The sequence below is a fragment of the Acetomicrobium sp. S15 = DSM 107314 genome (genome assembly GCF_016125955.1).
GTDB classification, from domain to species: domain Bacteria; phylum Synergistota; class Synergistia; order Synergistales; family Thermosynergistaceae; genus Thermosynergistes; species Thermosynergistes pyruvativorans.
The window spans coordinates 1-269 of record NZ_JADEVE010000149.1; the positions used below are offsets into that span (position 1 = coordinate 1).

A 269-nucleotide genomic window follows, 5' to 3' on the forward strand; every position below is an offset into this window, starting at 1 on the left:
CAGCGAAGGGTTCCATCTTCTCCGCCCAGACGCTCTCGCCGCGGATCCATCCATAGGCGTCGTTTTTGTAGAGAAATATCTTCACGTTCGCCCCAAACCTGACCAACGTCTCAAGCTCGCCCACCGTAAAGGCGAAGCTGACAGATGCTTCATGTAAAATTCCAAGCGAAAACAGGTTGCTTGTTTTATCTTCAGTGAGGCTATATAATGCTGCTTGTTAGATTGCCAAGAGTTATGGGAGGGGAGATGGAGGTATGAAATACGTATGC

General features: G+C 48.7%; 1 protein-coding gene. It reads right to left on the bottom strand.

Annotated elements, in window-relative coordinates; all coding sequences use genetic code 11:
* Positions 1-175, bottom strand: a 175-nt coding sequence (locus tag EZM41_RS14605) for a thiamine pyrophosphate-dependent enzyme (protein WP_446697810.1), incomplete at its 3' end; no start/stop codon positions are given.
* Positions 176-269 lie beyond the last annotated feature (94 nt).